At 36.8% G+C, this 310-nt stretch carries 1 pseudogene; it reads right to left on the reverse strand.

The features are described from left to right. Positions 1-159 (reverse strand): annotated as a pseudogene (locus tag SB679_RS23620) (hypothetical protein); the annotation flags it as partial. Between the last annotated feature and the right edge of the window lie 151 nt (positions 160-310).

Raw genomic sequence — 310 nt, forward strand, 5'->3', positions numbered from 1 at the left:
TAGGTCATCATCTTGTTCCATTTGACCAATCATTTGTTCTATCTCAATCTGTATCTTTTCAGCATTTTCAGAGTCGAATTTATTGATATAGTCATACCATTCATTAATTTTTACCCCTACACTGGCTGACGGAATGAGATCCATTACACCCCTCCACATAATCCATTTTTATGTAAATATTAGCACACAGAAAGGCTTATAAACTTTCTTGCGGTAAGTTTTCGGCAGCCGCAAAAAACGAACCTGTTTTAAAGCCTCTGTCTTCTCCTCTAAGTGATTCTAACTCCACCACGACACTAAATACAGATTT

Origin of the sequence: Chryseobacterium sp. SIMBA_029, assembly GCF_046535275.1 — a bacterium.
GTDB lineage: Bacteria > Bacteroidota > Bacteroidia > Flavobacteriales > Weeksellaceae > Chryseobacterium.